Consider the following 26,761-nt stretch of genomic DNA (forward strand, 5'->3'; position numbering starts at 1 on the left):
CAGTTTCTTATAGCTAAAAATTTATAACTACACATAAAAAAGCGAGTAAATGAAAATTTACTCGCCTGTTTATTTTGATATTTAATCGTTAGTAATTAACCATCATTAGTGATTTTATCGATCAGCTCAGTGAGTACTGTGTCGGCTTGGCTGGTCTCTACTTGGCAGGTGCCTGCATTTAAGTGGCCGCCGCCGCCGTATTTAAGGCATAACTCACCTACGTTTGTGTTTGAGCTGCGGTTAGTAATTGACTTACCAATTGCATATACTACGTTTTGCTTTTTAAGCCCCCACATTTTATGAATTGAAATATTGCAGTCGGGGTACATGGCGTAAATTACAAAGCGGTTGGTGGCGTAAATGGTTTCTTCTTGAGTTAGATCTAATACCACTAGGTTTTTATGCACTGTTGCACACTGTGTTATTTGTGCTTTTGCTTTTTCGTTGTGCTCATTATAAAGCGCAACTCGCTCTGCAACATCTTCCATTTGCAAAATGTCGTCGATGCTTTGATCTTTACATGCATCAATGAGCTTCATCATTAACTGGTAGTTTGAAATTTTGAATTCGCGAAAGCGGCCTAGGCCTGTGCGGGCATCCATTATAAAGTTCATTAACACCCAGTCGGTTGGATTGAGTATTTCATCTTTAGAAAACTGAGCTGCGTCGCCTTTATCTACAGCGTCCATCATATCTACTGAAATATTAGGAAATTTTTCGGCGCCGCCGTAGTAGTCGTAAACGACTCGCGCAGCTGAAGGCGCTTTAGGGTCAATTATGTGATTTTTAATGTCGCTTGCGTTTCGAACGGTTTCACTTAAGTGGTGGTCAAATGCTATGTGACAACCCGCTACGTAGGGAAGGTTAGTGGTAATATCGTTAGCGGTGATGTCTATTTTTCCATCTTGCATGTCTTTTGGGTGTACAAACAAAATGTCATCAATTAGATCTAAATCTTTTAGTAGTACAGCACATACAAGGCCATCAAAATCGCTACGAGTGACTAGTCTAAATTTATTATTGGGCATAGCTATTCCATCTTTTTAATTAAATTACGTATTCAGTGTAACAGCTAAACTATTTTTTGAGATACCAGTGCTTAAAAATTATATAAATAAAAAAGCCAAAACAGACGTTTTGGCTTTTTGATAGCAAGTGTTTATTTTTTGTAAGTTATGCGCCTGGGCCACATTCCATACAGTGGTTAATGATATCTGGGCCAAACTTAAGCTTGGCGTTTAAGTCGCGCAGTGCGGTGCGTAAGCCTTCTTCAATAACCGGGTGGTAATATGGCATATTAAGCATTTGTGGTACGGTCATTTTATTTTGTACTGCCCATGCAAGCAGATGCGCTATGTGCTCGGCTTGTGGGCCAATAAATTCGGCGCCTAAAAATAAGCCGGTGCCTTGCTCTGCGTATACACGCATATGGCCCTTATTTTTAAGCATTACGCGGCTTCTGCCTTGGTTTTCAAAGCTGACTTCGCCCACTTCAAAACAGCCACATGAGCCTAAACGGTCTGTTATTTGGGTAAAGCTTTCGCCTACCATGGCAATTTGTGGGTCGCTGAATACAGCGGCAATTTTAGCTCTGCGCAGGCCAATACGTACATCTGGGAAACGCCCTGCATTTTGCCCTGCGATGGTTCCCTGATCAGACGCTTCATGAAGTAGCGGGATCATATTGCTTGCATCGCCGGCTATAAATATGTTTGATTCGCCACATTGCATTGTGTGTGGATCGGCATGCGGTACGCCGCGTTCGTCAAGTTCTATACCTGTGTTTTCGAGGCCTAGCTTGTCTACATTAGGAACTCGGCCTGTTGCGGCTAGTACATAGTCAAACTGTTCGGTGTGTTTTTCACCTTGTTTGTCGGTGTAAGTAAGCTGCGCTTTGTCGCCTATTTGCATCATGTCTGATACGTTTGAGTCGGTATCAACAAAAAACTCTTTTGCAAAAACTGTATTTGCATAGTCTTTTACTACGGGGTCTGTGAGTGGACCAATTGCACCACCTACACCAAATAATTTTACATTAACACCTAAACGGCTAAGTGCTTGACCTATTTCAAGGCCAATTACGCCCGGGCCAAATACGGCAACAGATTCTGGTAGGTCGTCCCACTCAAATACGTCGTCGTTAATGATTAATTTGTCACCAAAATTATTAAATACGCCAGGGTAAGAAGGGCGAGAGCCTGTGGCTATAACAAAACGCTTGGCTGTAATAATGGTGTGGTCATCTATTTGTACGCGGTTTGCATCTAAAAATTTAGCGTAACCTTTAATTTTGTCTTCGTCTGGTAGTTCATCAACGGCTTCTACTACAAAACCAGCAAAACGATCGCGTTCACTTTTAACGCGTGCCATAACTGCTTTGCCGTCTATTACCGGCTTTGAGCTATGCACACCAAATGCAGGTGCCATTTCTATAGCGTGCGCAGCTTCTGCAGCAGCTATTAATAATTTGCTTGGCATACACCCTACGCGTGCGCAGGTTGTACCATAAGGACCTGATTCGATCATAAGTACGTTTGGGGTAAACTGTTTAGCGTTTCGGTATGCACTTAAGCCTGCTGTACCTGCGCCTATAACTACTACGTCGGTTTGCAATTGTTTCATTGTATTTTCCTTCAATAAATAGGGGCACTTGGCCCCCATTTAAATTTACTTATTAGGCAAAGTATTTTTCTAGGTCGTCTGAACCACCAATGTGATTACCACCAATAAATACTTGTGGAACGGTGTCGCGGCCAGAGATTGCTTTTAGGCTTGTTAATGATGCACCTGCACCCATAACAATTTCCTCATAGGCAAAGCCTTTTTCTGTAAGTAGTTCTTTTGCTTTTTTACAGAATGGACAACCGGGCTTAGTGAAAACGCTTACTGGCTCAGGTTTAGCTTGTTTAGGGTTGATGTAATCAAGCATTGTGTCTGCATCAGACACTTCAAACGGGTCGCCTGGTAGGTCTGGTTCGATGAACATTTTTTCAATTACGCCATCTTTTACTAGCATAGAGTATCTCCAGCTGCGCTTACCAAAGCCTAAATCGTTTTTGTCTACTAACATGCCCATGCCGTCTGTAAACTCGCCGTTGCCGTCTGGTAGTAAAGTAATGTTTTGCGCTTCTTGGTGTTCAGCCCATGCATTCATTACAAATGTATCGTTAACTGACAAACATACAATTTCATCTACGCCATTTTGCTTAAACACACCAGCTAGCTCGTTGTAGCGAGGAAGGTGAGTAGATGAACATGTTGGGGTGAATGCACCCGGTAGTGAAAACACAGCAACGGTTCTGCCTTTAAAAATCTCGTCTGTTGTTACCGATTTCCATTCGTCGTTTTGACGTGTTGCAAATGTAACGTTTGGGATTGTTTGACCTTCAATATTCTTTAACATGGTTTAGTTCCTCTTGATTTGTTAAAGCCATTATGGCGAAAATTTAAATATAGTTCTAATCGTTTGTTTGTATTAAAATGATAGTCAAAAGCTATCAGGGTGGAGCTGAACATGAACTTAAAAGACTTTGAATACGTTAAAGCCATAGCACAACATAAACATTTTCGTAAAGCAGCCGATGCGTGCTTTGTTAGCCAACCTACACTGAGTGGGCAGGTTAAAAAACTTGAACAAACATTAGGTGTTACTTTATTTGACCGCTCAACCAAACAAGTAACTCTAACTGCTAAAGGTGTACGTTTATTAGCGCAAATAGAGGTTATTTTAGAGCAAACTCAAATACTCAAAGAGCTGGCTTCTACCTCTAATGAACCATTACAAGGTAAGATAACAATTGGTATTATTCCAACTATTGCGCCGTATTTATTGCCAACTTTGTTAACCTCAATGAAAGAAGCATTTGTAGATAGCCAATTTGCGTTTATTGAAATGCAAACAGCCACCATATTAGATGCGCTTAACAATGGTGAGCTTGATTTTGCAATTTTGGCCGATGTAGCTGAGCTTAATCATTACCACACTATTCCACTTTATAAAGAAGACTTTTTAGTCGCTGTTTCAAAAGATAACGCGCTGGCTAAGCATAAAAAAGTCGCGCTTAGCGATCTTCAAGGTTGCAGCCTATTAATGTTAAGTGATGGCCATTGCTTTAAAGATCAAGCCCAAAAGTTTTGTTTTTCGGCAGGGGTTGATGTGTCTAATCAATATAAAGGCAATAGTTTAGAAACGTTACTTGCGCTGGTGGCAATGGATGATGGCGTTACTTTTGTGCCAAAGTTAGCTTGCACACAGCGCACGGGTATTGATTATATGCCTATATTTCCCAATCAGCAGCGTAATGTCGTGTTTGCATGCAGAAAGCATTATCCGCATTTGGCAGGGGTTGAGCAGTTGGGTGAGTGGTTGTCGGCTCACCCTAATTTAAAAACACAGCTTGCTAAAGCGCTTTAAAGATCTTGGCTTATTACTTCAACTACATCGTTGATTTGTACGCCGGGTAGGGGCTGGTCGTTAATGCTTACTGCAACCGCAGTTTGTTGATATAACTGCTCTACACGTATTTTGTTGAGTGTTGTAGTGGTGTGAGGCATTACATTACCTGCTGCATCAGTTAGGTAGTTATGGTGTGCAATGCTCAGCATTTGCCCTTTTTTTAGGCCATGTGCTTTACCTAAATTAATTACTATTTTGCTGTTTTCCATATGCATTATTTTACCTTGCGTTGGAAAGCAGGCTAATACAGCTTGTAAGTCATAACTTAGGGTTTGATTTATATCTTGTATACTTTGACCGTAGGGTGATTGCCAAAATCTATCACTGTTTACATCAATGATGGCGGTTTTTTCGAATGGCCAAGTGCCTTGGCCCTGATAACTATTGCTCCAAAGCTGCTCATAGGTTGTGCCATTAAAAAGGCTAAACTCTATTTTGTAGTTGCGTTGGTAGCTATCGTCTTGCCAAAAAGCATAATCGCTATTGAGTTTATCGCTTGTTGATAGGTCGGTAATTTGGCTTAGTAACACGTACTGAGCGTTGGTGCGAGATGATATTTCTTCTAACTGAACTTTCGAGTAGTCGTACTGCTGCGAAAAGTAATTATCTACATTTAAAGGCATATTGTAATAAGCAACGGGTAGGGCGCTCATTTTTGATTTTTGTAAGGTGGTGAATATTCGTTTGCTAATTGCTTTGTTTACGTCAAATATTTGACCCATTCTAGCTTGCTCTCGATGAGCTAGCTGACTTTGTGTTACGGCAACAAACTTGTTAAAGCTGCTTTGCGGGCATTGCTCTGTTTGCGCAAATATATCTAAACGCAGGGTAATCGCAAATTTATCGTCGTATTTATTTTCACTTACAAGTTCAATTTTTTGAATTTCGCCGTGGCTACTAATTTTTAACTGATCTTGCATTAATACGCCGTCTACCAAGGTTTGTACTGAGCTGACACGCGCCCCAGAAAAAACCAACGCTTGAGTTATGGCATCTTTTATAGCTGCTGATTTGGCCGCGCTTATGTCGTCGTTTTGAATAATTGCGTGCCCTGTAGATTCATACCACTGCGCATTTGAAAAAGTCGAAAACGTAAATAACGCAGTTGCGCTTAATCCTGCAAATGCCTTTAATAAAAACGATTTCATACTTTTTGCTCCAAATAAACGTTAGCTTTATCTTGAGGCAGCAAGGACTGTACCAATGTTATTAATCAATAAAAATAACGTTATAAATGGCATTAAACATGCATATACCACCGTAATTAATTTACTAGGGCACAAAATTATGCGAGCAATTTCATTAGTTATTACACTTGGGTGTTTAACCTTGAGTGGGTGCAGCAGCGTGTTTGATAAGCATGTTGAGTACAAATATGTTGAGCCTAATAATTACCCGGTATTAAAAGCGGTAGGTTATGCACCTATTAGTTTACAAAAAGGGGCAAGCGCTTCACAAAAGCAGCTTATGGCTATTAAAGCCTCTAAACTTGAAGCATACAGAGAGCTTACAGAGCAAGTATATGGGCAAAAGGTAACTGCGGGTATGAGCGTTGAAAACGCAGTCGCTAAGGATGATTATTTAGAAAGCAAAGTGCAGGGCGTTATTAAAGGTGCACAAATTATAAAAACGTATGCAGTAGACGACACATACGTCACTGAGCTTGAACTCAATATGAAGCGCGTGCATGATTTATATATTGGCGAAATAAAACCACGTGAAGTAAAAAAAGTAACGTATTACTGATAAATTGACGTTCGCAATAAATTTTACAGCTGTACGTTTAGTATTTAGGCAAGTTAGAGTTTTAAGTATACAGCAGTTTAAATATTACAATGCGCCAACTAAACAGTCTCACCAGAGTACAAAAACCTCAGTCAAAAAGGTTGAAGCAGCTTGGCTCAATTTTTGGGTTTTCAAGTTTGAGATACCGGTAACTAGCAGGTTTAAATATTATAAAAAGTAGGTAATTTGGCTGAAGCGTTTTGAGTTTATGCTTTTAAATTTCTGACAAGCTGACCGTTGGTGTTAACTTCACCGCCAGACTGATTATATGTGGTGGACGATGGGGCACCAATTAAAATGTTTTTTAGTTGTTTTACACTAAGCTGCGCCTGATGTGCTGCATGTGCGTTTACTTCGTTTTGTTTTTGGCATTTCTCTAACTTACTGCGAACTTGGGCTATAAGCTCGGGAAGCTCTTCAGACTGCTCGTCATTTTTAGCAAGTAACTTATTCAGCTCTTGATCTAGGCTATTTAGCTTGGTTAAAAAAGTCATTTTTTGTTGGGTAATTTCTTTTAAACCTTCACCTCTTCTTGAGGCAATAGCGGTTAGCTCGTCGTTTAATAAAACAGCGAGAGAATCTAAACACTTATCTTGCTCGTTTAGCTTAACAATAATTAAGCTATTATGATCAGCCATAGACATCAAACTCGAAGTCAGCTAAATTTTTGGCAAGCTTTTCACTGTCTATTTGGTACTTACCTTCAGTGATTGCTTTTTTTAGCTCAGCAACTTTATTACTGTCAAAACCAGAAGATTGCTGTGCTTTTTCTTGCAGTGTTTTTAATTGCTGTGCTTGTGGTGTTAAGCTTACAGAATCGCTAGCAGCTTTAGGCGTAGCCGATTGAGCCGCTTGTGTATTTGCATTCTCTCTTTGCAAATCAACCTTTTGTTGTTTAGCATTAGCTAAAGCGCTTGGTTGTTGATTACCTGAATTGACTTGATTAACCATAATAAAAATCCATAATTTACCCAACTAATACCAGTATATCGGCATATCTTTAGTAAACTTTAATATTATTTTTAATTAAATATTTACCTGTACAGACTCTACACCATCTACACGCGCATTTAAAACTTTACCTGTTTTTTTGTTCTCTACAAGTATTTGTTCGCCCAGAGTGCCATCTTCAAGCGCAACACCGGTCGTTTTTATCTGTAAGCCTTTTGTGCTTGCATAAATATTAATAGCATCACCTTTGCATACCATACATATTTGATTGAGCAATATTGGCATACCTTCGCGAATGTTGCGTTTACTTCGACTGCCAATAAGTGCTTTAGGATCGTCTTGATATTGCACTCTCACAAAGTGTGTCGGTTTCATCTCAATGGTTAGGTGAGCGCTGGTTATTACTTCACCCCGCGCAATATTATCAGTTGTTACAACAACTGGTGCCATTTTTAGCACCTTTATATGTACGTATTGAGCCCAACTTTGAGCATCGTCGCATTTTATTTGTATTGTAATTTGTCTGTTAAACGGTGGTTCACTTGATGAAATAATATCAGGTGTCGTTGAACAAGCACGATCAGGTATACGGCTGTCTAATGGCAATGCACTGAGGTGTATTTGCTCACTATCGTGTTCGCCAATTTGCTCAGCAATGTATTTTACAGCCATTTCTTGTAGTGAGGCTTTAGTAAATACTTGTGCAGATACAGGGAATGCCATTCCTAGGCTAGTAACAAAATAAAAAACACTGTATCTTTTGATTTTTTTTAACAAACTCATAATGTTTCGACTATGCTTATGGTTTCAAACAGGGTATAAATATTTTGCGTCAAAATTAAGACGCTCCCACGATGTTGTGTAGCTTTGTATATGTAGGAAGCAATTATCGTTCCGTATTATTTGTTTTCTAAAGGAGATTTTAATGGCAGGCATTTTAGACTCAGTAAACCAGCGTACTCAGTTGGTTGGCCAGAACCGCCTAGAATTACTATTATTTAAACTCAGAGGGCGCCAGCGTTTTGGGATCAATGTATTTAAGGTAAGAGAAGTCCTTCAATGTCCTCCGCTTACTAGTATGCCAAAATCGAATTCTTATATTCGTGGTGTAGCTCATATTCGTGGACAAACTATTTCTGTCATAGATTTATCTATGGCGGTAGGTGGACGTCCAATCGATAACATCAAAGACAGCTTTATCATAATTGCTGAATATAATCGCTCAGTGCAAGGTTTTTTGGTCGGTGGTGTTGAACGTATAGTTAATATGAACTGGGAAAAAATAATGCCACCACCTTCTGGTGCCGGACGTTATTCATATTTGACCGCCGTTACTGAAATAGAAAACGAGCTAGTAGAAATTTTAGATGTTGAAAAAATATTAAATGAAATTTGCCCTGTTAACACAGAAGTAAGTTCTGAAGTTGCTGAAAGTGGTGACATTCAAAAAGATTTAGGTGAACGAATTGTATTTATAGCTGATGACAGTGCGGTTGCGCGAAATCAGGTAAAACGTGCGCTAGAGCCGCTTGGTGTGCAAACGGAACTTGCCAAAAATGGTAAAGAAGCACTCGTAAGACTCAAAGAAATTGCCGAGCTTGATTGCCAAACCGATATTACAGAACGTGTGGCGCTGCTTATATCTGATGTTGAAATGCCTGAAATGGATGGCTATACACTAACGGCAGAAATAAAAGCAGACCCTAAACTTGCACCTTTACATGTTATTTTGCATACGTCACTCAGTGGTGTATTTAACCAAGCAATGATTGAAAAGGTGGGGGCAGACGATTTTATTGCCAAATTTAACCCTGATGAATTAGCCACTGCGGTTAAAAAATGGGTTCATTGTGAATAATCAAAACAGGTGCTACTAATTTGAATAACAAAGACTTGCAGCAAAATGAATACGATCAGTTCCGTTCGTTTTTAGAACAGCAATGTGGTATTGTTCTTGGTGAAAATAAGCAATACTTGGTTAAAAGCAGGCTTGCGCCATTAATGGCTCGTTTTGATGTAGGGTCGTTATCTGAACTTGTTAGCAAAACACTAGGGCCACATGAAAGGCAATTACGAGCGGCTGTTGTTGATGCGATGACCACCAACGAAACTTTGTGGTTCAGAGACCAATACCCCTTTGAGCTACTTCAAAACAGATTGTTTCCTGAGTTTAAAGATTTGAGGCGGCCTGTAAAAATTTGGTCTGCAGCTAGTTCGTCTGGTCAAGAGCCTTATTCTATTGCTATGTCGGTTGCTGAGTTTCAATCTAAGCAACCTAACGTTTTAAAAATGGGTGCTCAGATCATTGGTACTGATATTTCTAACACTATGCTAGACATGTGTAAAAATGGCGAGTATGACGCGTTAGCTTTGGCGCGCGGGTTGTCTGCAGAACGTCGAAAAAAGTTTTTTACAGATAGCGGCAATGGTATGGCAAAAGTTAACGACACTTTGAAAAGACAAGTGAGCTTTAGGCATTTAAATTTACTAGATTCGTATGCATTAATGGGTAAATTCGATATTATTTTTTGCCGCAATGTACTTATTTACTTCTCTCCAGAGGTAAAAGCAAAAATTATTAAACAATTTTCACAAGCGCTTAATCCTAAAGGTTATTTATTTTTAGGGGCTTCGGAGTCAATGGCCGGGTTGAGTGACGAATTTGATATGGTTAGATGCAATCCTGGCATTATTTACCAAAAGAAATAAACCTTTTTTCTTTCCTTCAAAACGACACATCATGTGTCGTTTTTCATTTTAAATCATTCGATTACAAAAAATATAATCACTCAATTATAAGTGGCTTATTTATTGCTTTATTCAAGTTAAGTCAATTTTTTGGAGATGGTTATGGCTATCAGTTTTGATAAAGCTTTAGGTGTGCATCAGCATACTATGTTGATCCGTTCACAACGAGCAGAAGTGCTAGCAAGTAATATTGCTAATGCTGATACGCCGGGCTACAAAGCAAAAGATATTAACTTTGCCTCAGCATTAAAAGCGGCAAAATCACACCAGCAAAGCGGCAATACAATGGTAACTACTAATGAAAAACACATTGGTGGTGGTACCCGTAGTGTGGGTGGTGATGAATTATTTCGTACGCCAAATCAAACAGATACAGGTGATGGTAACTCAGTGGATGTACAGGTGGAACGGAACTTGTATACACAGAATGCTATGGAGTATCAGGCCAGCTTACAATTTTTAAGCGGCAAATTTAAAGGCCTGAATAAAGCCCTCGGTAGTCAAGGATAATAATTATGAGTTTATATAACGTTTTTGATATTGCTGGTTCTGGTATGAGCGCACAGAATGTTCGTTTAAATACCACTGCGAGTAATATTTCGAATGCTAATACAATTAGCTCTTCTCAAGACAAAACGTACCGAGCGCGACAACCTGTATTTGCTGCAGAGCTTACCAAAGCTTCTGAGTCGGTAAGTAATAATCAGGGCTCTTCTGTTGGTGTTAAGGTGCTGGGCATTGTTGAAAGCAGTGCACCACTGCAGATTGAATACAACCCTAATCACCCGAGTGCGGATGAAAATGGTTATATCTACAAACCCAACGTTAATGTTGTAGAGGAGATGGCGAACATGATTTCTGCCTCTCGCTCTTATGAAACAAACGTGCAAGTTGCTGATGCAGCTAAGCAAATGTTAAGTAAAACTCTGCTGCTAGGTCAGCGTTAACCGAGGGTAGGTTATGAGTAACGATATTAGTACATCTTCATCCTATTTAGATTCTTTGCGTTGGCAGAATACAACACCAACGACAACCGAAGAGCAAAGCGATGCGTTAACTCAAGAAGATTTCTTCTCGTTGTTAACTCAGCAGTTATCGTTTCAGGATCCGAGTAAGCCTGCTGATAACGATCAAATGATTGCACAAATGACTAATTTCACGATGGCTGAAGGTATCTCAAATCTTAATAGTAATTTTGAGTCGCTAGCAGCTTCGATGACATCTAACTCTGCTTTGCAGGCATCAACATTGGTTGGTAAGCAAGCATTACTTGAGTCGGATTCCTTAGATTTAAATGCAACGGGTGAAGCGAAAGGTTCAGTCGTTGCAGAAAGCCCAGTAGATAGCTTAACGCTTCGTATTACTGATGAGTCAGGTCAATTAGTTCGCAGTATTGATTTAGGTTCACAGTCTGCTGGTGCAATACGCTTTGCTTGGGATGGTAAAAACGAAGCCGGTGAGCGGTTGCCTGAGGGTGAATACAATATTGTAGCTGAAGGCAGTACAAATGGTGAGTTTTCAAGCTTACCCATTGCTACGTTCAAGAATATTGAAAGTGTAAATATAAACGGTGCCAATGGCATCATTATTAACACTAAAGAAGGTGCGGTTAGGCTGACTGATGTCGCAGAGATCGCGTAATAGAGTTTGATAATATTTCGCCTGTTTGCAGGCTGTATTTAATAGGTTAGAGGTCAATTATGAGCTTCAATATTGCATTAACAGGCATAGCTGCCGCACAAAAAGATTTAGACGTTACCGCAAATAATATTGCGAACGTTAATACAACCGGCTTTAAAGAGTCTCGCGCTGAGTTTGCAGATGTATATGCTTCTTCAGTGTTTAGTTCAGGTAGAACTAAAAATGGTGACGGTGTTCAAACTACTATGGTTGCCCAGCAATTTCACCAAGGTTCGCTGCAATTTACTAATAACTCATTGGATTTAGCCATTACAGGTGAAGGCTACTTTGCAATGAGCCAAGACCTGGGGGCGCAAGATTTTACCTTTACAAGAGCAGGGGCTTTTAAATTAGATAAAGATAACTTTATCGTAGATGCCAAAGGTAACTTTTTACAAGGTTTCCCTGTTGATGAAGCTACCGGAGATACTACCTCAGTCAGTTTGAGTACTTCGTCGGCACTTCAAATCCCTGATTCGTCTGGGTCACCTCGTGCAACGGCAACGGTATACAGTTCATTTAACTTAGATTCGCGTGCGGATGCGCCTTCGTTGCCATTTGATCCAACAGAAAGTGCTTCGTATAACTCATCAACTTCAACCACTGTTTACGATTCACTGGGTGAGGCACATGTTTTACAATACTTTTTTGTAAAAAATGATCCGACGACAAACCCTAATGAGTGGGATATACATGCAACGCTCGATGGTTTAGTTGTTGATCCAGCAACGGGCGCTGAGCAAACTACTGCGCCATATACACCTTTAACTACCCTAGGTTTTAGCTCAAGCGGTTTACCTGAAACAACAAATGGGGTTGCTAATGCAAACCCAAGCAGTTTCGATGAGTTAGTTTTACCTGCGGGTGCTGGGACTGGTTTATCTTCGTTACTGACCAACGGCGCGTCATTTCCTGATACGGGCGTAGAGCTTAATTGGCGAGATGAGGCTGCAACTACAAATAAGCAGCCAACCCAGTACGCAAGTCGATTTGAAGTTAAAGCACTCGACCAAGATGGTGCAACAGTTGGCCGTTTGGCGGGTATTGATATTGGTACTGACGGAAAAATAGTAGCTTCATACAGTAATGGCGACACATCTTTCCTAGGTCAGGTAGCGATGGTTCGTTTTTCTAATTCACAGGGCTTATCTCAAGTTGGTGATACCTCGTGGAAAAAAAGCTTAACGTCAGGTGAGCCAATTGCGGGTGAACCTGGTTCAGGTACTTTAGGTTCAATAAATTCATCAGCACTAGAGCAATCAAATGTGAATTTAACTAATGAGCTGGTTGACCTAATTAGTGCCCAGCGTAACTTCCAGGCTAACTCTCGTGCGCTTGAGGTTAACTCAACACTACAACAGGCAATCTTACAGATTCGTTAATTTAATACTTAACATAATTTTAAGGGCTGCTTTTTAAAGTGGCCCTTTTTATTTTCACTTCATTTAGTTTGTTTTATAACCATTTTACATCATTTCCTATTGTGGCATCTATTTTGCATTTCTTGTGTATAGAGATTTTTAATATGAGTCGATGCTATGGACAAAATGGTCTACATTGCGGCCTCAGGCGCTAAACAAAGCCTACAGGGGTTGGCCCTTAAAGCCAATAATTTGGCGAATGCGAATACTACTGGATTTAAGTCAGACTTTGCACAAGCTCGCTCTATGCAGGCTTTTGGTGAAGGGTTGCCATCACGTGTGTTTTCTATGCAAGAGCGCCCAGGTTCTAATATGACCTCTGGTGGCATAGTTGAAACAGGTAGAGACCTCGACATTGCAATGAGTGATAACGCATGGTTAAGCGTCCAAGATGCCTCAGGCAATGAAGCTTACACCAAGGTGGGTACATTAAATATTACCGCTGAAGGTATGTTAATGACCAGCCATGGTCGTCAAGTAATTGGCGAAGGCGGGCCTGTCATTTTACCAGTACCGATTGAAAAAATTGAATTTAGTGAAGACGGTGCAATTCAAGTTCGCCCGCAGGGGGCGCCTGCTACGTTTTTAGAAGAAGTTGACCGCTTAAAGGTGGTTGAAGCTAATAGCTTTCAACTAGAAAAAGGGAATGATGGTTTATTTAGGCCTAAGGCAGGAGAGGTTGTTGATACCTCTGCCAATGTCAAAGTATTAAGCGGAACCTTAGAAATGTCTAATGTGAACCCAGTTCACGAAATGGTCGATATGATCAGCCATCAACGTCAATTTGAGTTACAAGTAAAACTGATGAAAACAGCTGAAGATCTGGATAGATCACAAGATCAGCTGATGCGCATAGTTTAACTTTAAATGAGGACACGATTATGAATCCAGCATTGTGGATCAGTAAAACGGGGCTAGACGCTCAGCAAACCGATATTTCGGTTATATCAAACAATTTAGCGAATGCCAGTACGGTAGGTTATAAAAAAAGCCGCGCTATTTTTGAAGATTTACTTTATCAAAATATTAACCAGCCAGGTGGGCGATCGTCGCAAGACACTGAAATGCCGTCTGGTTTAATGTTAGGTGCTGGTGCAAAAGTAGTGGCTAACCAAAAAAACTTTTCTCAGGGTAATATGCTAACCACTGAGAATTCATTGGATTGGATGATCTCAGGGCCTGGTTTTTTTGAAGTATTACAACCCGATGGCAATATTGCTTATTCGCGTAATGGGCAGTTTACTACCGATGGCGATGGTCGAATTGTCACGTCTGGTTCTGGTTATGTAGTGCAACCAGAAATGAATGTTCCCGATGATGCGCAATCAATTACTATTTCACAAGATGGTGAGGTATCTGTTCGTATTTCAGGTCAAGCCGATAATGTTGTGATTGGCCAGCTTACAATTAGCGATTTTATTAATCCATCGGGCCTTGAGCCTGTAGGGCAAAATCTTTATACCGAAACGGCAGTAAGTGGCGCGCCTGTGCAAGGTAACCCGGGTGTAGAAGGCTTAGGCACAATTATTCAGGGCTCACTTGAAACATCAAACGTAAATGTAACTGAAGAGCTGGTTAACCTAATTGAAACGCAGCGTATTTACGAAATGAACTCTAAAGTCATCTCGGCTGTTGACGAGATGATGAGTTACATCAATCAGCAATTATAAGGTGTAGGGGGAATTATGCGTCATTATATGTTATTTGCGGTAGGTACATTATTTTTAAGTGGCTGTGTTTCAACACAAAATAGTGATGTTGTTCAAGATGACCCCTATTATGCGCCAATGTATCCTGAACCAAGTATGGAACCCGTAGTTGCAACAGGTTCGTTATTTAATACTAATGTGTCAAACGACTTATACGCAGATAGAAAAGCACTGCGTACTGGCGACATTATTACTGTAAATTTACAAGAGTCTACTCAAGCTACTAAAGCAGCTAAAACCGAAACCGATAAGCAATCTGATGCAAGCCTAGACCCTGTCATAGGGCTTGGTGGCCTCCCTGTGAATATAGGTGGCGATAGTATTCAGTTTGGTATTGGTAGTGACGCCTCTTTTACGGGGGATTCTAAATCAAATCAATCAAACAGCTTATTTGGCAATATTTCGGTTAATGTTATGCGTGTTTTACCTAATGGTAACTTAGTTATTCGTGGCGAAAAGTGGTTAACGTTAAACACTGGTGAAGAATTTATTCGTTTGGAAGGTTTAGTACGCCCGCAAGATGTGAGTTCTGATAACACAGTTGAGTCAAACCGAATAGCCAATGCGCGTATTCAGTACTCTGGTAAAGGGCAAACACAAGAAGCGCAAAGTGCAGGTTGGTTAACACGCTTTTTCAGTAGCTCGATTTTTCCTTTTTAGAGGGCATTCATTATGAATGTATTAAAGTTATTTTGTTTAATCACGCTAATAGGTTGCCAATTTTCGGCACATGCTGAGCGTATTAAAGATATTTCTATGGTTGAAGGGGTTAGATCGAACCAGTTGGTAGGTTATGGCTTAGTAGTGGGTTTACCCGGCACGGGTGAGCAGAGCCGTTTTACTCAGCAAAGTTTTAAAGGCATGTTAAGCAATTTTGGTATTTCGCTACCTGCAAATTTAAGCCCTAAGATTAAAAACGTTGCTGCCGTTGCTGTACATGCTGAATTACCCGCATTTAGAAAGCCAGGACAAACAATTGATATAACCGTTTCATCTATTGGTAGTGCGGGTAGCTTGCGCGGTGGTACGTTATTACAAACGTTTTTAAAAGGGGCTGATGGCAATGTATATGCCGTAGCTCAGGGTAGTTTAATAGTGGGGGGCTTAGGTGCCCAAGGCGCTGACGGCAGTCGGGTTGTTATTAATACCCCAACAGTTGGCCGTATTCCAAATGGCGCAACAGTAGAGCGTGAAGTTAAAAGTCCGTTTATGCAAGGCGATTTTATTACGTTTAACTTAAACCGCCCTGATTTTACAACGGCAAAGCGCCTTGAAAAAACAATTAACGATTTAGTCGGCCCTAACAGTGCAAAAGCAATTGATTCTGTGTCTGTTCGTGTGATTGCCCCTCGAGATGCTTCTCAACGTGTGTCTTATTTATCAACGCTTGAAAATCTTGAATTTAAACCTGCAGATATGTCTGCAAAAATTATTGTTAACTCGCGTACAGGCACCATTGTGATTGGTAAAAATGTTAAGTTACAGCCTGCAGCAATAACACATGGCGGGTTAACTGTAACCATTTCAGAGCAACAAAATGTGACTCAACCTAATGCATTAGCTGAGGGCGAAACCGTTGTAACGCAGCAATCAATTATAGATGTAAATGAAGACGACTCGCGTGCGTTTGTGTTTAACCCGGGTGTTAGTTTAGACGATTTAGTTCGTGCTATAAACGAGGTAGGCGCAGCGCCTGGCGATTTAATGGCTATTTTAGAGGCCCTTAAAGAAGCCGGAGCAATAAACGGCCAACTTGTTGTTATTTAATATTTATTAAGCTTTAGCAAAGCCTTTGCTAAAGCTTTCTTTCTCTCCCTAATCCACATTTTCAATCTGGCTTAATTTTTGCATTTTAATTTGTATTATTCATTATTGTGTCAAAAAGCTGATGGAAACTAATCATCTAGACAAACAAAACTTTTTTGATTTAGGCAATTTAGATTCACTTCGTAAAGAAGCCTTAAGCGGTGGTGATGCATCAACCGATGCATCTAAAGCCGCTCTTAAAAAAGCAGCTGCGCAATTTGAAGCTATTTTTACCCAAATGCTACTTAAAAGTATGCGTAAAGCTAACGAAGCGTTTGAAGATAAAGAAAGCCCACTTAACTCAAGTAGCGTTAAGTTTTTTGAAGACATGCATGATCAACAGTTATCTACTGAGCTTTCATCAAATGGGTCTTTAGGCCTTGCTGATTTAATTGTTCAGCAGTTATCGCCAGACGGCAAAACTTTTATGCCGGGTTCTGTATTGAGAACAACCAATGACTTTTTAAGTGATATGCGTGCGGGCTCTTCGCTTCCTCATACCCAAAATGAAGAAAAAGCTTCTGTTAATGTTCAAAACGATAAAACCGATTCTAAAGTGCCTGAAGTTCCTTCAGCGCCATTCGAAAGTACTGAAGAATTTGTAACTACAGTATGGGAACACGCTAAAACAGCAGCACAAAAAATTGGTTTAAACCCTGCTGTTATGGTTGCACAAGCCGCACTTGAAACAGGTTGGGGTAAGCACATTATTAATAAAAGCGACGGTAACAGTTCAAATAACTTATTCAATATCAAATCAGATAAAAGCTGGGATGGCGAAAAAGCAAGTAAAGTAACCCTAGAGTTTGAACAAGGAACGCCTGTTAAAAAACAAGCAAGCTTTAGAGCTTATGACTCAATAAAAGAGAGCGTAAACGACTTTGTTGATTTTTTAACCCAAAACCCACGCTACCAAGAAGCATTACAAAATACAGCTAAGCCAAGCGAGTTTTTAGATTCATTACAAAAAGCCGGCTACGCAACGGATCCTAATTACGCGAGTAAAATAAAAAAAGTGCTTAACAGTGCTCAATTAAAAGATGTTGCAGCCAGTGTTATTCGCCAAGGAGTAAAGTAAATGTCGTTTAACTTATTAAACATTGCCAGTTCTGGGGTTAGAGCAAATTCGGAGCTACTGCAAACGACAAGTAAAAATATAGCGAATGTAAATACCGAAGGCTATGTGCGAGAGCGCACAGAGCATACAACTATGGTCGATAACCAGGTAGGGAAAGGAGAAACCTATCGCTTGTTAAACCAGTTTGCCCAAGAGCAACTCAACAGAGATACCTCTAATAAAACGTTTTTTGATCAATTTGTTACAGAGTCAAACCGCGTTGATAGTTTGTTTTCAGAAGATTCTAATAGTTTATCTACTAGTATAAATTCATTGTTTAATAATGTTCAGGAGTCGTTAAATCAGCCTTCGTCTACCGTTGCTCGCTCGCTGGTAATGACGGATGCTGAAAACTTAGTGAATCAAATGGACAGACTCTCAGGCATTGTTTTCGATCAGAAAAATATTGTAAATGAACAGCTAGACGTATTTACAGAAGAGGCAAATGGCTTAATTCAAAAAATTGGTACATTAAATCAAGATATTGCTGCTGTTAACGGCACTAATAACCAGGCTGATGCAAGTTCTACTTATAATGAACGCGATAAGGCAATCCGTGATTTATCAGAACTTATTGATATAGAAACACTGGATGGCCCAAATGGTGAAAAACTTGTATTTATGGGCACCGGTGAAGCGGTTGTAATGCAAAATGGCTCGTTTAATTTGTTTTCTATGCGTGGCGATCCTGATCCAAACTTTAAAGAACTTAGGTTAGATGTTAATGGGGGCAAGGCAGTGCCGCTTGAAGTTGATGTATCTAAATTAAAGGGAAAAATTGGTGGATTACTGGCATTTAGAGACGATGTGCTAGTCCCTGCTCAAAATCAAATTGGCCAAATGGGTTTAGCAATAGCCGATTCTTTTAATGAACAAAACAAGCTGGGTATGGACGTTAACGGAGAGCTCGGGGGGAATATTTTTAATATTCCTACGGTTGGTGGCTATGCTTATACGGCTAATACGGGTAGTTCAAGTATGACTGCAACCCTTGAAGCTGGTAAGGGCAGTGAATTGCCTGCAAGTGACTTTATAATCACTTATACCAGTGCTTCAACGGTCGAAATTCAGCCAATAGATAATAAAGGTGAGCCGCTAGGCACAGCATCGACAGCAAATATAACCGCTGGCGTCATTGATTCATCTACAATCACGAGTGGCGAATCGTTTGGTTTAGAAATTAATGTAGCGGGCGCTGCTAATGCAGGTGATCAGTTTCAAATAAAGCTTAACTCTGAGTCGGCGGCAAATATGTCTTTAGCAACCACTCGTGGTGAAGATTTAGCGCTTGCAGCACCAATAAGAACAGCAAACGACATTAACAATATAGGAAATGCCACCATTACGGTTGGTGAGGTAAGTGATGTTACTACTGGTAGCTTTACAACGTCACCGGCAGGTCTTACAAATGGACCTATTAGTGTTGTTAAAACCGCTAATCTAAATGAATACACAATAAGTGATGGTGTAAATACCAGTACTTTTACAGCAACTTTGCCAGCAAAAGACATGTTACAACAGGCAGGTAATGGCTTTGAACTATATGGTTTTGACTTTGATATTGAAGGCAGCCCTGAAACTGGCGATACATTCACACTTGAGTTTAACCAAGGTGGCTTTGATGATAACCGTAATGGTCAAAAGTTAGCGGGGTTACAGCAAGGTGAATTAGTGCGTCAAAATGTTGTTAGCGGTGCAAATTCAGACAACCACAAAACATTTAACCAAGCTTATGCAGGATTAGTAAGCGATATAGGCGTGGTAACTAACCAAGCAAAAACGAATGGGGAAGCATTTGAAGCGCTTGCTCAGCAATCTGAAGCCTGGTATGAATCGCTTTCTGGCGTAAACCTTGATGAAGAGGCTGCTAATTTATTACGTTTTCAACAGTCTTATGCGGCTTCTGCACAGGTACTTGCAACTGCTCGTACTGTTTTTGACACTATATTAAGTGCTGCGAGGTAATTATGCGCTTATCAAACAATTTGATGTACCAAAGTAGTTTAAATTCAATTTTGAACAATCAACAAAATGTTAGTAAGGCTCAAGAGCAAGTTAATACTCAAAAGCGTGTGTTAACGGCGTCGGATGATCCTGCAGCGGCTTCCCGCGCACTTCAATATACCGATAGAATACAGAGTAATGAGCAGTACAGTAAAAATATAACCATGCTTAATAGCCGCTTGAATATAGAAGAAGGTGCACTTGAAAACATCAAAAGCGCATTAGAGAGAGCGCATACGTTGACCATTCAATCAGGAAATGGTGTTTATAGTGCAGCTGACAGAGAGGGGCTTGCCGAAGAAATTAAGGCGCTTCAAAGTACAGTACTTGATTTAATGAACTCTAAAACTGAAGACGGGAAATACATTTTTTCTGGTTATCAGGATAATACACAGACTTACTCGCTCGATTCATCCACCGGTTTATATGTTTACGGCGGCGACCAAGGTCAGCATATGATTAAGATAGCTGAAGGGGTTGATATTAAATCAAGTGATAATGGGTTTGATGCCTTTGAAAAAGTGGATGCGCGTTTAGATGTTGTTTCTAATGATGGAGTTGTATCAGGCGGTATTACAAGTTCTAAGGTGTATGTAACGGAACAAGGTCAATTTGATACGTTCCATAAACAGAACTATAACCCAGATCCATCGGCTGCCGCAGGTGCTAATACACTAAATGTGATCACAACGGCGGGATCACCTAATACTTATCAAATAGAGCAAGCAGGGACAATACTAGCAACCGGTAACATCAACGACTCTGTTATTAAGTTTGCAGGTATGGAGATAAGTGTTACGCCAGTTGCGACAGGCCAAATTGATATTACGCTTGAAGCGCCTAAAAAAGAAAATGTGCTTAACTCTATGAGTGAGCTAATAGCGGGCCTGACTAACCCTGCTTTAACTGAAGAAGAATTTGAGCAAGTCATTGCTGACTCGCTTGTTCAAATCTCGAACGCAAAAAATAATGTGTCTCTAACTCAAGCTGGACTGGGTGGACGAATCAATACAGCAGAAAAAGTACTGCAATCAAATACAGATTTAGATATTAATAACAAATCAGCACGATCTGACTTGGTTGATATAGATATAACAGAAGCAATAACTGAGTTAACCAAACAAGAAACAGCACTTCAGGCATCACAGGCAACCTTTGGCCGTTTAGCAAACCTTTCGTTGTTTGATTACTTATAATTAAACTCAGAGTAAGGCAATACTTTGCCTTACTCTGTAAAACTCTTCGCTTTGAATAAATACTTCCTTTAAATAAATTACTTACCTCACCAATAAAAGCACTTTAAGAACATTTACAATGATGTTTTTATTTAGCGATGACTTTAAATTTTTTTATTTTAATTAAATAAATTCAATTAGTTAAAAAATAAATTTGATTTTTTTAAAAAAAAGCTAAAGGATTTTTTTTCTAGACCGATAACTTAATTAACCAAGCACAGCGTTGAAATTACAACCACTGCTTAATCTAGTAAGTTTGAGAGTAAATGATAAGTTTACTTTAGGAGAGACATCATGGCTTTATATGTAAATACAAATGTTAGTGCGTTAAACGCACAAAGACAGTTAAACAACTCAGGTAATGCACTTGATACATCATTCCAACGTTTATCATCAGGTATGCGTATCAATAGCGCAAAAGATGATGCGGCTGGCCTACAAATTTCTGACCGTCTTACATCACAAGTAAATGGTCTAAACCAAGGTAATCGTAACGCGAATGACGGTATCTCTCTAGCTCAAACGGCTGAGGGTGCACTTGATGAAGTAACATCAATGTTCCAACGTATTCGTACACTTGCACAACAAGCATCTAATGGTTCAAACACTGATGAAGATCGTCTTGCAATTCAAGAAGAGATTCGTTCATTATCATCAGAAGTTAACCGTGTTGCTGAAGATACAACTTTCGGCGGTCAAAACCTTCTTGATGGTTCTTACAAAGCAAGTTTTCAAGTTGGTGCTGATGCGGTACAAACTATCGGCTTCAGCATGAAAGATGTAGGCACTACGGCTAGTGGTCCAAACACAATTTCTGCAAACGGTGGTTTTACATTATCAGGTATTGCAGGTGTTGCTAGTAACTTAACGGGTAAAGGTTTAACAACTTTAGCCGCAGGTGTTTCTGATATTTCTGGTGCAGCCGTGGCGGGCACGGATGACTTTGATACTAAATTTAGAGCTGAAACAATCAGTGTATCTACTCAAGGTAATGCACAATTTGTTTTAGCAGGTATGGATTCATTAATTGCTGTTGTTGATAAAAAACGTGCAGAGCTTGGTGCGGTTCAGAACCGTTTCCAATCAACAATTCGTAACCAATCAAATATTTCTGAAAACTTATCAGCTGCGCGCTCACGTATTAAAGATACAGACTTCGCAGCAGAAACGGCAAACTTAACTAAGATGCAGATTTTACAACAAGCAAGCCAAACAATTTTGGGACAAGCTAACCAGCGTCCACAGGCTGCACTTAGCCTACTAGGTTAATAAAGCTTTACAATTAGATTAGTCAATTTATTGGCGAAGAAGAAATGAAAGCGCCTCTGCTTAATGGGGTATTAACAAAGGCGCTATAGGATTTTGCCAGCGGAGGCCTTAATCCAAATTGTTCTAACATTTGTAGAACACATATGTACTAGCATAAACTATGCCATTAGTTTATGTCAGTCACCCACTCTCAAACTTATCAAATCATAAGGCCCTAAACGGGCCTTATTCCTTTATTATACTATTACAGCCTTTAAACTGCCCAATTTTAAATAAGAGCTAAGTACAACAGGTTTTCAGTCTTTAATATAAAGTTGGCCTAATGTTTGCTTTTGTCTTTGTAAGTTTATTTTAACTTACAAAGTGGCAGATAGTTGCCCCTAGGCAGAGTATACCGCCTACATATCTAGTCACTTTGTCAAATTCCCACTTTCTTTGAATGAGAGAGTGACCTAACTTTGACAGATAATAAGAGAGTTTATTATGGCTTTATATGTAAATACCAATGTAAGTGCGATTAATGCGCAAAGGCAGCTTGAGAGAAGCGGTGGTGACTTAGATACGTCATTTAAGCGCTTATCGTCAGGTCTTCGTATAAACAGCGCAGCAGATGATGCTGCGGGTTTGCAAATTTCAGATCGTTTACAGTCGCAAATATTAGGCCTTAACCAAGGTAACCGAAATGCGAACGATGGTATTTCTTTAGCGCAAACTGCTGAAGGTGCAATGGATGAAATTACCTCTACTTTTCAACGTATTCGAACGCTTGCTCAACAGGCGTCAAACGGCTCTAATACAGATGAAGACCGATTAGCTATCCAAGAAGAAATCCGTCAATTATCTGATGAAGTAAATCGTATTGCTACCGATACTACTTTTGGTGGTCAAAATCTACTTGACGGTACCTATTCTGCAAGCTTTCAAATTGGTGCTGATGCGGTTCAAACAATCGGGTTTAGCATGCAGGATGTAGGTGGTAGTGCTAATACAATTTCTGCAAATGGTGGTTTTACAATGTCAGGTATTGCAGGGATTGCATCTGCAGTGGCAGGAAAAAGTATGTCTACTTTTGCGGCCGGAATAAGCGAAATTGGTAGCGGTAGTATTACAGCTGCAACTGCTAGTTTCACAAGTATGGTTGCTGCAGAAATTAGTGTATCTACTCAGGCTAATGCACAGCAAGTATTTGCAGGTATGGATGCAATGATTGCTGTAGTTGATAAAAAGCGTGCAGAATTAGGTGCGGTACAAAACCGCTTCCAATCAACAATCCGTAACCAAGCGAATATTTCTGAAAATTTATCTGCTGCTAAATCGCGTATTAAAGATGCTGATTTTGCAATGGAAACGGCTAATCTAACTAAAAATCAGATTTTACAGCAAGCAAGTCAAACTATTTTAGGGCAAGCTAATCAGCGTCCACAGGCCGCACTTAGCCTACTTCAGGGTTAATAAGATCACAGCTAGTAGAAATTAAATACAAATAAAGCTAAAGCTTTCGCTTCAATGGACGATATATGATTTAGAGGACTAAAAATCCAGGACTCTAAATCACGGATAATAACAGGGTAGGGGTATCCCGTTATTGTCTATCGAACTTTGAAGCGGAGGCTATCATGGCTTTATACGTAAATAGTAATGTGAGTTCTTTGAACGCACAAAGACAATTAAGCAAATCAAGTAACGCATTGGATACTTCATTCCAACGTCTATCGTCAGGTATGCGTATTAACAGTGCAAAAGACGATGCTGCAGGTATGCAGATTTCAAACCGTTTATCATCACAAGTGAATGGTTTAAATCAAGGTAACCGAAATGCAAACGATGGTATTTCACTTGCACAAACAGCTGAAGGTGCGCTTGATGAAGTAACATCAATGTTCCAACGTATTCGTACATTGGCTCAACAAGCATCTAACGGTTCAAATACAGACGAAGACCGTTTAGCGATTCAAGAAGAAATTCGTTCATTATCGTCAGAAGTTAACCGTGTTGCAGAAGACACAACATTTGGTGGTCAAAACTTACTAGATGGTAGCTATGATGCTAAATTCCAAGTTGGTGCCGACGCTGTGCAAACTATAGGTTTTAGTATGCAAGATGTGGGTACTACGGCAAGTGGTCCTAATTCTATTTCTGCAAATGGTGGATTCACATTATCAGGAATTGCAGGTGTTGCAAGTAACTTAACTGGTAAAGGCCTTACTACATTAGCTGCTGGTGTTTCTGATGTTTCTGGTGCGGCAGTTGGCGCTACAGATGACTTTGATACAAAGTTCAGAGCCGAAACAATTAGCGTATCAACACAGGGTAATGCACAGTTTGTTTTAGCAGGTATGGACTCAATGATTGCTGTAGTTGATAAAAAACGTGCGGAGTTAGGTGCTGTTCAAAACCGTTTCCAATCAACTATCCGAAATCAGTCAAATATCTCAGAAAACTTATCGGCTGCAAAATCACGTATCCAAGATACGGATTTCGCACAAGAAACAGCTAACTTAACTAAGATGCAGATCTTACAACAGGCTAGCCAAACAATCTTAAGCCAAGCAAATCAGCGTCCACAAGCAGCGTTATCGCTTTTAGGCTAATTGATTTGAACTATGAGCCACTTTAGACTAAGCAAATAGTCCAAATGTGGCTTATAGTCTTAATATATGTTTCGAGGGTAGCCGAGATGATTGATTTAAACTCTACACAAAAAACGATAGATGGACTCAGTGTTGTAAATACATCTATTACTAAAGACGCGGTAAAAGAAGAAAAGCTTGAAAAGGGTACAGCTTTAACAGCAAGAGAAGCTGTTGATTTGAAGAATGCTCAAAATCTTAAAGATCAAGAAGAGCAAGAAGGTAAAGAAGATAAAGAATTGTTTGTCGAAGTAAAAGACAATCTAGAGAAGCTAAATGAGTATATCCCAGTAACATCAACTAACTTAAAATTTGAGTTTGATGATGGTGGAGATCTTCCTATCATTAAAGTGCTTGATAAAAGCAACGATGAAGTAATTAGAGAAATTCCTACCGAAGAGTTCAGGGAAATAGCTAAAGCTTTAGACGAATTTGCCGATAAATTAACTAATAAAGGTTTACTGTTTAATAAAACAGTTTAGCCATTGACAGCTATTTAGGATTATATTATGCCTCTTATTACATCTGCGGGTATTGGTTCAGGTCTCGATTTGGAAAGTATAATTTCGGCGTCAGTTGATGCTGAAAATGTACCTAAAATGAATGCCTTTGCAGCGAAGGATGAGGCGCTTCAAGTCGAGTTATCAGCGATAGGTGAAGTTAAATCTGCTTTATCGCAGTTACAAGATACAATTGAAAAATTAGCAGACCCAGATAACTTCAATAAACGAGTTGCTAATATAACCCAGCCAACAAGTGATGACGGAGATTTGATCTCTGTTACACCTACCTCTGATATCACACCAGGTGATTTTAAAATAGAAGTAGTTGCAATAGCTCAAGGTAGCCGAGCACTATCTGAGGATGGATTGTTTGCTACTAATGAAGATGTTGTGAGTGCTTCAGGCGGTACACTATCATTTTCAGCAGGCCCGGATAAGACTTTCGATTTAACCCTAGACGCCGGTGCTACTCTTTCAGATTTACGCGATGCGATAAATGACTCTGATAGTAATTTTGGTGTTACGGCTAATATTATCAACACAGGGAGTGAAGCGAAGCTTGTTTTGACTTCAACTGTGACAGGCACTGGAAATGATCTTGTTATTACAAACGACAATGCTGAACTTGATAACGTATCCACTGTAGCAAATGCTGGTGGTGCAGGCGGCATTGGAATAGCAGCAGAAAACACCGCAAAAGATGCAATTATTAAAGTTGATGGTATTACCATAACAAACGACACAAACACCTTTAAAGATGCTGTACAAGATATGACGATAACAGCAAAACGTGAAAGTGTTGACAATGAGACTGCCAAACTTTCAGTCGATTTTGACCGAGAAAGCGCAACAACGTTAGTTGATGAATTAATTACAAATTATAATAATGTTATAGGTCAACTAGGGTTTCAGTCACGCATAGGTAAACCTTTAAATAGTGACTCGACTATTCGCTCTCTTAGTTCGCAATTAGTGAATGCTTTATCAACAAGCTTAACAGATGCGGGCCCCTTTGAGAGTATTTTTGATATTGGGCTTGGAGTTGATAAAGAAGGTTACTTAGAGAAGTCGACTTTAGTCAGAAGCTTAAATGACGCGTTAGATAATAATTTTGATGATATTGGCAAGGCTTTTGCAGGTGAAAATGGTATAGCCTCAAAGTTTGAGGAGCTGCTAAATAATTATGTCGACACAAACGGCATAATGAAGCAGCGAGAGGACAGTTTAAATGGACAAATTTCTGAATTAGAAGATGATGTTGAAAATCATCAATTCAGAATGGAGTCTTTGGAAGCTAGGCTACGAGAACAATATGCAGGGTTAGATGTACTGCTTGCGCAAATGCAGTCAACACAAACCTACTTAAGTGCACAACTGGCAAGTCTTCCAGGGTTTACCCGTTCAGATAGTTAACCATAAAGAATTGATTTAGCAATAAAATATACAG

General features: G+C 39.8%; 27 protein-coding genes. 20 read left to right on the forward strand and 7 right to left on the reverse strand.

Annotated elements, in window-relative coordinates:
- Nucleotides 1–95: 95 nt before the first annotated feature.
- The 3 genes from AC27JL_RS02625 to AC27JL_RS02635 form a co-directional block, all read right to left on the reverse strand.
- Nucleotides 96–1,028, reverse strand: a complete 933-nt coding sequence (locus AC27JL_RS02625) for a DHH family phosphoesterase (RefSeq protein ID WP_010555880.1) — start codon at nt 1,026–1,028, stop codon at nt 96–98.
- A gap of 145 nt (nt 1,029–1,173) precedes the next feature.
- On the reverse strand, nt 1,174–2,622 hold the full coding sequence (locus AC27JL_RS02630) for a dihydrolipoyl dehydrogenase (RefSeq protein ID WP_305470923.1): 1,449 nt from the start codon (nt 2,620–2,622) through the stop codon (nt 1,174–1,176).
- Nucleotides 2,623–2,674: 52 nt separating this feature from the next.
- Complete coding sequence (locus AC27JL_RS02635) at nt 2,675–3,403, reverse strand: glutathione peroxidase (RefSeq protein ID WP_006792689.1); 729 nt, start codon at nt 3,401–3,403, stop codon at nt 2,675–2,677.
- A gap of 111 nt (nt 3,404–3,514) precedes the next feature.
- Here AC27JL_RS02635 and AC27JL_RS02640 point away from each other — a divergent pair, with 111 nt between their 5' ends.
- Entirely contained in the window at nt 3,515–4,414 is a 900-nt protein-coding gene (locus AC27JL_RS02640) for a LysR substrate-binding domain-containing protein (protein ID WP_243532932.1), read from the forward strand.
- Here AC27JL_RS02640 and AC27JL_RS02645 read toward each other — a convergent pair.
- Nucleotides 4,411–5,604 (reverse strand): flagellar assembly protein FlgT, encoded by a 1,194-nt coding sequence (locus tag AC27JL_RS02645; RefSeq protein WP_487194739.1) that lies wholly within the window; start codon nt 5,602–5,604, stop codon nt 4,411–4,413. The two genes, AC27JL_RS02640 and AC27JL_RS02645, sit on opposite strands and share 4 nt — an antisense overlap.
- Before the next feature lie 139 nt (nt 5,605–5,743).
- On the opposite strand from AC27JL_RS02645, the gene AC27JL_RS02650 reads away from it, so the two are divergent.
- Entirely contained in the window at nt 5,744–6,202 is a 459-nt protein-coding gene (locus tag AC27JL_RS02650; protein WP_033019180.1) for an LPP20 family lipoprotein, read from the forward strand.
- Nucleotides 6,203–6,447: 245 nt separating this feature from the next.
- Here AC27JL_RS02650 and flgN read toward each other — a convergent pair whose 3' ends face one another.
- The 3 genes from flgN to flgA form a co-directional block, all read right to left on the reverse strand.
- Complete coding sequence (gene flgN / locus AC27JL_RS02655; RefSeq protein ID WP_006792693.1) at nt 6,448–6,879, reverse strand: flagellar protein FlgN; 432 nt, start codon at nt 6,877–6,879, stop codon at nt 6,448–6,450.
- Nucleotides 6,872–7,192: a flagellar biosynthesis anti-sigma factor FlgM gene (flgM, locus tag AC27JL_RS02660; protein WP_487194740.1), complete on the reverse strand. Its 321-nt coding sequence runs from the start codon at nt 7,190–7,192 to the stop codon at nt 6,872–6,874. Before flgM ends, flgN begins: the two co-directional genes overlap by 8 nt.
- A 75-nt stretch (nt 7,193–7,267) precedes the next feature.
- Complete coding sequence (flgA, locus tag AC27JL_RS02665) at nt 7,268–7,975, reverse strand: flagellar basal body P-ring formation chaperone FlgA (RefSeq protein WP_487194741.1); 708 nt, start codon at nt 7,973–7,975, stop codon at nt 7,268–7,270.
- Between the two features lie 142 nt (nt 7,976–8,117).
- Here flgA and AC27JL_RS02670 point away from each other — a divergent pair, with 142 nt between their 5' ends.
- The 18 genes from AC27JL_RS02670 to fliD all read left to right on the forward strand — a co-directional run bounded on the left by AC27JL_RS02670 (nt 8,118) and on the right by fliD (nt 26,727).
- The gene (locus AC27JL_RS02670; RefSeq protein ID WP_487194742.1) at nt 8,118–9,050 is read left to right on the forward strand and encodes a chemotaxis protein CheV; all 933 of its coding nucleotides are present in this window, start codon (nt 8,118–8,120) and stop codon (nt 9,048–9,050) included.
- A 20-nt stretch (nt 9,051–9,070) separates the two neighbouring features.
- Nucleotides 9,071–9,901, forward strand: a complete 831-nt coding sequence (locus AC27JL_RS02675; protein WP_277054180.1) for a CheR family methyltransferase — start codon at nt 9,071–9,073, stop codon at nt 9,899–9,901.
- Nucleotides 9,902–10,042: 141 nt separating this feature from the next.
- Nucleotides 10,043–10,450 (forward strand): flagellar basal body rod protein FlgB, encoded by a 408-nt coding sequence (flgB, locus tag AC27JL_RS02680; protein ID WP_006792698.1) that lies wholly within the window; start codon nt 10,043–10,045, stop codon nt 10,448–10,450.
- Between the two features lie 5 nt (nt 10,451–10,455).
- Nucleotides 10,456–10,887, forward strand: a complete 432-nt coding sequence (gene flgC, locus AC27JL_RS02685; RefSeq protein ID WP_006792699.1) for a flagellar basal body rod protein FlgC — start codon at nt 10,456–10,458, stop codon at nt 10,885–10,887.
- A 13-nt stretch (nt 10,888–10,900) separates the two neighbouring features.
- Nucleotides 10,901–11,581 (forward strand): flagellar hook assembly protein FlgD, encoded by a 681-nt coding sequence (locus tag AC27JL_RS02690; protein ID WP_487194743.1) that lies wholly within the window; start codon nt 10,901–10,903, stop codon nt 11,579–11,581.
- A 59-nt stretch (nt 11,582–11,640) separates the two neighbouring features.
- On the forward strand, nt 11,641–13,002 hold the full coding sequence (flgE, locus tag AC27JL_RS02695; protein WP_058403535.1) for a flagellar hook protein FlgE: 1,362 nt from the start codon (nt 11,641–11,643) through the stop codon (nt 13,000–13,002).
- A gap of 156 nt (nt 13,003–13,158) precedes the next feature.
- Complete coding sequence (locus AC27JL_RS02700) at nt 13,159–13,902, forward strand: flagellar basal body rod protein FlgF (protein ID WP_006792702.1); 744 nt, start codon at nt 13,159–13,161, stop codon at nt 13,900–13,902.
- Nucleotides 13,903–13,922: 20 nt separating this feature from the next.
- Nucleotides 13,923–14,711, forward strand: a complete 789-nt coding sequence (gene flgG / locus AC27JL_RS02705) for a flagellar basal-body rod protein FlgG (RefSeq protein ID WP_006792703.1) — start codon at nt 13,923–13,925, stop codon at nt 14,709–14,711.
- A gap of 15 nt (nt 14,712–14,726) precedes the next feature.
- Nucleotides 14,727–15,410: a flagellar basal body L-ring protein FlgH gene (flgH, locus tag AC27JL_RS02710; RefSeq protein WP_006792704.1), complete on the forward strand. Its 684-nt coding sequence runs from the start codon at nt 14,727–14,729 to the stop codon at nt 15,408–15,410.
- Nucleotides 15,411–15,422: 12 nt separating this feature from the next.
- Nucleotides 15,423–16,517, forward strand: coding sequence for a flagellar basal body P-ring protein FlgI (locus AC27JL_RS02715; protein WP_487194744.1), 1,095 nt, complete (start codon nt 15,423–15,425; stop codon nt 16,515–16,517).
- Between the two features lie 121 nt (nt 16,518–16,638).
- The gene (flgJ, locus tag AC27JL_RS02720; RefSeq protein WP_487194745.1) at nt 16,639–17,634 is read left to right on the forward strand and encodes a flagellar assembly peptidoglycan hydrolase FlgJ; all 996 of its coding nucleotides are present in this window, start codon (nt 16,639–16,641) and stop codon (nt 17,632–17,634) included.
- Nucleotides 17,635–19,638 (forward strand): flagellar hook-associated protein FlgK, encoded by a 2,004-nt coding sequence (flgK, locus tag AC27JL_RS02725; protein ID WP_487194746.1) that lies wholly within the window; start codon nt 17,635–17,637, stop codon nt 19,636–19,638.
- Nucleotides 19,639–19,640: 2 nt separating this feature from the next.
- A complete protein-coding gene (gene flgL / locus AC27JL_RS02730; RefSeq protein WP_006792708.1) occupies nt 19,641–20,873 on the forward strand; it encodes a flagellar hook-associated protein FlgL in 1,233 nt (410 codons plus the stop codon).
- A 333-nt stretch (nt 20,874–21,206) separates the two neighbouring features.
- Nucleotides 21,207–22,181, forward strand: a complete 975-nt coding sequence (locus tag AC27JL_RS02735; RefSeq protein ID WP_006792709.1) for a flagellin N-terminal helical domain-containing protein — start codon at nt 21,207–21,209, stop codon at nt 22,179–22,181.
- Between the two features lie 483 nt (nt 22,182–22,664).
- Complete coding sequence (locus AC27JL_RS02740) at nt 22,665–23,633, forward strand: flagellin N-terminal helical domain-containing protein (RefSeq protein ID WP_010555890.1); 969 nt, start codon at nt 22,665–22,667, stop codon at nt 23,631–23,633.
- Nucleotides 23,634–23,797: 164 nt separating this feature from the next.
- On the forward strand, nt 23,798–24,772 hold the full coding sequence (locus AC27JL_RS02745; RefSeq protein WP_006792711.1) for a flagellin N-terminal helical domain-containing protein: 975 nt from the start codon (nt 23,798–23,800) through the stop codon (nt 24,770–24,772).
- An 86-nt stretch (nt 24,773–24,858) separates the two neighbouring features.
- Nucleotides 24,859–25,293, forward strand: a complete 435-nt coding sequence (locus tag AC27JL_RS02750; RefSeq protein WP_006792712.1) for a flagellar protein FlaG — start codon at nt 24,859–24,861, stop codon at nt 25,291–25,293.
- Nucleotides 25,294–25,320: 27 nt separating this feature from the next.
- The gene (gene fliD, locus AC27JL_RS02755) at nt 25,321–26,727 is read left to right on the forward strand and encodes a flagellar filament capping protein FliD (protein WP_006792713.1); all 1,407 of its coding nucleotides are present in this window, start codon (nt 25,321–25,323) and stop codon (nt 26,725–26,727) included.
- The last annotated feature ends 34 nt before the right edge of the window (nt 26,728–26,761 follow it).

The organism is Pseudoalteromonas sp. 4NS20-0020, assembly GCF_057554385.1.